6 protein-coding genes are annotated in these 4589 nt (G+C 68.3%); 2 read left to right on the top strand and 4 right to left on the bottom strand.

Features of this window, described 5'->3' with window-relative positions:
• A partial coding sequence (locus C665_RS18490) for an efflux RND transporter periplasmic adaptor subunit (protein WP_004326362.1) occupies positions 1-1053 on the bottom strand: 1053 nt, incomplete at its 3' end.
• Positions 1054-1337: 284 nt separating this feature from the next.
• Here C665_RS18490 and C665_RS18485 point away from each other — a divergent pair.
• Positions 1338-2339 (top strand): cytochrome-c peroxidase, encoded by a 1002-nt coding sequence (locus C665_RS18485; protein ID WP_004326361.1) that lies wholly within the window; start codon positions 1338-1340, stop codon positions 2337-2339.
• 172 nt (positions 2340-2511) lie between these two features.
• On the top strand, positions 2512-2931 hold the full coding sequence (locus C665_RS18480; protein WP_004326360.1) for a Fur family transcriptional regulator: 420 nt from the start codon (positions 2512-2514) through the stop codon (positions 2929-2931).
• Positions 2932-3039: 108 nt separating this feature from the next.
• Here the strand turns inward: C665_RS18480 and C665_RS18475 are convergent, their stop codons facing one another.
• The 3 genes from C665_RS18475 to C665_RS18465 all read right to left on the bottom strand — a co-directional run.
• Positions 3040-3456, bottom strand: coding sequence for an ExbD/TolR family protein (locus C665_RS18475; RefSeq protein WP_004326359.1), 417 nt, complete (start codon positions 3454-3456; stop codon positions 3040-3042).
• Complete coding sequence (locus C665_RS18470) at positions 3456-4217, bottom strand: MotA/TolQ/ExbB proton channel family protein (protein WP_004326358.1); 762 nt, start codon at positions 4215-4217, stop codon at positions 3456-3458. Before C665_RS18470 ends, C665_RS18475 begins: the two co-directional genes overlap by 1 nt.
• Before the next feature lie 2 nt (positions 4218-4219).
• The coding region (locus tag C665_RS18465) for an energy transducer TonB (RefSeq protein WP_004326357.1) at positions 4220-4589 on the bottom strand (370 nt) is incomplete at its 5' end.

Raw genomic sequence — 4589 nt, 5'->3', positions numbered from 1 at the left:
GGGCGCCCCGGCGCCGGGCGGGGCTGCGGGGGCGGGGCCGGCCCCTGCCTGGGGCGGGCGCGCCTGGCCCTGGGCGAGTGCGGCCATCGGGATCAGCAGCGCATCCTTGGCCTGCGCGACCACGAAGAAGACCTGTGCGGTCATCTGCGTCATCAGCCGGCCGTCGGGATTGAGGACGTCGAAGAGCGCGTTGTAGAGCACCACGTTGTTGGTCACCGTGGGCGTGGGCTCGACCTTCTCGAGCTTGCCCTGCCAACGCTTGCCGCTTCCGCCCAGGGTGGTGAAGTAGGCTTCCATGCCCAGCTTCAGGCGGCCGATGTCGGCCTCCGATACCTGGGTCTGCACGGTCATCGTGGACAGGTCGGCGATGCGCATCACCACCGGTGCCTGCTGGTTGGTGTTGAGCGTCTGGCCCTGGCGCGCAGTGATCGACACCACGGTGCCGGCCATCGGCGACAGGATGCGGGCGTATTGCAGGTTGGCCTCGTCGGCGCGCAGGGTCGATTCGATCTGCTCGATCTGCGCGCGCAGCGCCTCGAGCTGAGCCTCCGCCGACATCGCCGAGGCTTCGGCGGTCTGCAGGCTCTCCTTGGTGGTGGCGTCCTCGGCCATCAGCGCGCGCTGGCGGCGCTGCTGGATCTGCGCGAGGGCGAGCTGGGCCTCGCGGTCCTTCAGCTGCGCACGCAGGTTCTTCAACTGGGCGCGTGAGGCGTCGACGCGGGCACGATAGACCGTGGGGTCGATCTCCGCGAGCAGCTGGCCGGCCTCGACCGTGTCGCCGACCTCGACGTGGATCTTGCGCAACTGACCGGAGACCTGCGCGCCCACGTCCACATAGTCGCGCGGCTGCAGGGTGCCGGTGGCGGTGACGACGTCCTCGACGTCGCCGCGCTGCACGGTGGTGAACTGGTAGTTGGTGGTGGGGTCGCGCTCACCGATGAAGGCGCTGCGACCGTACCAGGCGCCGGCGAGCAGCAGCGGCACCAGGATCAGCAGGGCGCGGCGTCCCCAGCGCGGGCGGGCGGTTCGGTTGGAGGGCTTGTCTTCGTTCATTGGGCTCAGGGCTTGCCGGCGGACCGCCGGGCGCTGCATCGATTCGTGGGCAAGAGCATAGCGGCCCGCGAGACCTGCGCTTGTATCGGATTGAAGCCGCGTCGTTTACGGCTGGAGAGACCGCCCGTGGGACGCATCGTTCCGGCGCGCGACTCCAAAACGTTGACCGTAGTCAAGAAATAGCTTGTTTAGACAGAGTCTAATTAGCGCGTCGGAACATCCTGCTCCGGGCAGGGTGGGAAACCAAGAAGCGACAATTCGCCGAACTGGCAAGGAGAAGCATCATGATGAAGTTGAAGGCAACGAGCGTGGCGGTGGCATTGGTGGTGGCTGGCAGCGCCTGGGCGGCCGTGGCGGTGCGGGACGAACCGATCAAGCCGATCGAGCCGGCGAAGGTGGAGAACGCCGCCAAGGTCGAGCTCGGCAAGAAGTTGTGGTTCGAGCCGCGCCTGTCGATGTCGGGCATCATCTCCTGCAATACCTGCCACAACCTGTCGATGGGGGGCACCGACAACCTCAAGACCTCGATCGGCCACGGCTGGAAAGCCGGTCCGGTGAACTCGCCGACCGTCTATAACTCCAGCCTGGCGATCGCCCAGTTCTGGGACGGCCGTGCGGCCGACCTCAAGGAGCAGGCCGGCGGCCCGATCCAGGCCGGCGTCGAGATGAACATGCCGCACACCCTGGCGGTCGGCATCCTGCAGTCGATCCCGGGCTACGTCGAAGAGTTCGAGTCGGTGTACGGCAAGAACAAGATCGACATCGACATGATCACCGACTCGATCGCCGAGTTCGAGAAGACCCTGGTCACGCCCGATTCGCGCTTCGACAAGTGGCTCAGGGGCGACGACAAGGCGCTGTCCGAGAAAGAGCTCGCCGGCTACACCCTATTCAAGGAAAGCGGCTGCGTGGCCTGCCACAACGGTCCGGCGGCCGGCGGCACGTCATTCCAGCGCATGGGCGTGGTCGAGCCGTACAAGAGCAGCTCGCCCGCCGAAGGCCGCTCGGCGGTCACCGGTGCCGATGCCGACCGCTTCAACTTCAAGGTGCCGACCCTGCGCAACGTCGCGCTGACCTACCCGTACTTCCACGACGGCGAGGCGGCGACGCTCGAGCAGGCGGTGGATACCATGGGGCGCCTGCAGCTCGGCCGCACCTACAGCAAGGATGAGATCGGACAGATCGTCGCCTTCCTGAAGACGCTGACCGGCGAACTGCCGCAGATCGCGATGCCGGTGCTGCCGCCGTCGAGCAACGCGACGCCGCGTCCCGATCCGTTCAAGTAATCCGAAAAGCCATCCGGCTTGTCGCAGGAATGCCGGGGCACGGACGCAGGTTCGTGCCCCGGTACTAGTTCTCATGGATTATTGACACGATCCGGGACCCGGTCCAGCATTCAGACAGGGTCCAATGCAAATCCGCACGGGGTGCGGATGCGCAACCAGAAGGTCGACTGCCATGATGAACACCTACGCATCCTCCGACGCCATCGCCTGCCTGCGCCAGGCCGGCATTCCGGTCACGCACCAGCGCATCGAGATTGCACGCGCCCTGTTTTCGGCGCCGGTGCATCTCTCGGCGGACCAGATCTGGGCGAAGGTGCTCGAGGCCTCGCCCGACGTCTCGCGCGCCACGGTGTACAACACCTTGCGGCTGTTCAGCGAGAAGAAGATGATCCGCGAGCTGTTCGTCGATCCCCAGCGCGTGGTGTACGACTCCACGACCGCGCCGCACCACCACCTCTACAACATCGACAGCGGCGAGGTGCGCGACATCTCGGACGACGAGTTGCGCGTGATCGGCCAGCCCCGCCTGCCCGCGGGCGTGGTGCTCGACGCAATCGACGTCATCGTCCGCGTGCGCAACCGCGCCGTCTGATCGCCTGCTCCCGGGAGCCGGGAGCGAGGGGGCCGCAATCGAAATAAGGGCGCCAGGGCGCGGAATCGCTCCGCATCCTGGCGCCTCCTTTCATTCCTTCCTCGACGTTCAGCGTTCCGGCACGGTCACAAAGCCCATCTTCTCGATGCCGGCGCTGCGCGCCTCGGCCATCACCTCCGCGATCACCTCGTAGCGCGTGTTGCGGTCGGCGCGCAGGTGAAGCTCCGGCTGGGGCTTTTGCGCCGCGGCGGCGCTCAGACGGGCGGGAAGGGCCACCTCGTCGACCGCCTCGTTGTTCCAGAACACGCGGCCGTCGCCGTCGATCGACAGTGCCACCGTCTCCGGCTTCTGTTCGGTCGGCGCGCTGGAGGCCTGCGGCAGGTCGATCTTGACCGAGTGGGTCAGCAGCGGCGCGGTGATCATGAACACGATCAGCAGCACCAGCATGACGTCGATCAGCGGCACCATGTTGATGTCGCTCTGCGGGGCGCGCGTCTCGCCCTGGCTGAATCCCCCGAAGGCCATCACGCCGCTCCGTGCGCGCCGGCCGGCGTGCCCGTGGCGACTTCGGCCGCGCGTGGCGCGGCGCCGGGCACTGCAGCGATGCGTGCGCCGGTGGCGAACCAGGCGTGCAGGTCGTGGGCGAAGGCGTCGAGTTCGGAGAGCTCGACGCGGTTGGCGCGCGTGATGGCGTTGTAGGCCAGCACCGCCGGGATGGCGACGAAGAGGCCGAAGGCGGTCATGATCAGCGCCTCGCCGACCGGGCCCGCCACCTTGTCCAGCGTCGCCATGCCCGAAACGCTGATGTTCACCAGCGCGTGGTAGATGCCCCACACCGTGCCGAAGAGGCCGACGAAGGGGGCGGTCGAGCCGATCGAGGCGAGGACGGTGAGGCCGGACTCGAGCGCCGCGGTCGACAGCGCGATCGACTTGCGCAGCGCGCGGGTGATGACCTCGTCGGTGTCGAGCTTGCCGCCGAGGGTGTTGCTGTGGGTGTGCCGGCGCACGTGCTGGGCGGCGGCGGCGCCCTGCTGGGCAAGCGCCTCGAAGGGCGACTCCGGGGCGCGCTCGGCGAGCACGCGCAGACCGGCGTCGAGGTCGGGGGCGGCCCAGAAGGCCTCTACGGCGCCGCTGTGGCTGCGCGCACGCAGCTGACGCAGGGAGCGGCTGAGGATCAGGTACCAGCTGGTGATCGACATCACCAGCAGGATCAGCGCCACCGCGCGGATGATGTTGTCGGATTGCGCCCACAGGTGGGCGAGGCCGAAGGCCTGCGAACTGTCCATGCTCAGTTTCCTTGAAGTTTGAAGACGATGGGCACCAGGACCCAGGATTCGATCGCGCTGTCGCCGCGCCGTGCGGGCACGAAGCGCCAGCGCGCCACCGCCTCGCGCGCGGCGCGGTCGAGGCGCTCGGAGCCGGAGCTGGTGCGCAGCTCGACCTGGGCGGGCTGGCCGTCGGGCGACACCAACACGCGCAGCGTCACCTGGCCCTCCTCGCGCAGGCGGCGCGACAGCGCCGGGTAGGCCGGATGCGGGTTGTTCAGATAGGCGGCGTCGAAGCGCGCGGCGGTGACCGTGGCGGGCGCGGCCGTCGCTGCGGGTGCTGCGGCGGGTGGTGCCGGCGCGGGCGGCGGAGGGGCTGCGGGTTCTTCGGCC

Origin of the sequence: Thauera aminoaromatica S2 (assembly GCF_000310185.1) — a bacterium.
GTDB classification, from domain to species: Bacteria; Pseudomonadota; Gammaproteobacteria; order Burkholderiales; family Rhodocyclaceae; genus Thauera; species Thauera aminoaromatica.
Note: the sequence above shows the minus strand (reverse complement) of the source record. Positions and strands in the feature narration are given on the sequence as shown.

Bases quoted from the DNA above. Each gene is read 5' to 3' on its own strand.
- C665_RS18485 (WP_004326361.1), top strand. From the start codon at position 1,338: ATGATGAAGTTGAAGGCAACGAGCGTGGCGGTGGCATTGGTGGTGGCT.
- C665_RS18480 (WP_004326360.1), top strand. From the start codon at position 2,512: ATGATGAACACCTACGCATCCTCCGACGCCATCGCCTGCCTGCGCCAG.
- C665_RS18475 (WP_004326359.1), bottom strand. From the start codon at position 3,456: ATGGCCTTCGGGGGATTCAGCCAGGGCGAGACGCGCGCCCCGCAGAGC.
- C665_RS18470 (WP_004326358.1), bottom strand. From the start codon at position 4,217: ATGGACAGTTCGCAGGCCTTCGGCCTCGCCCACCTGTGGGCGCAATCC.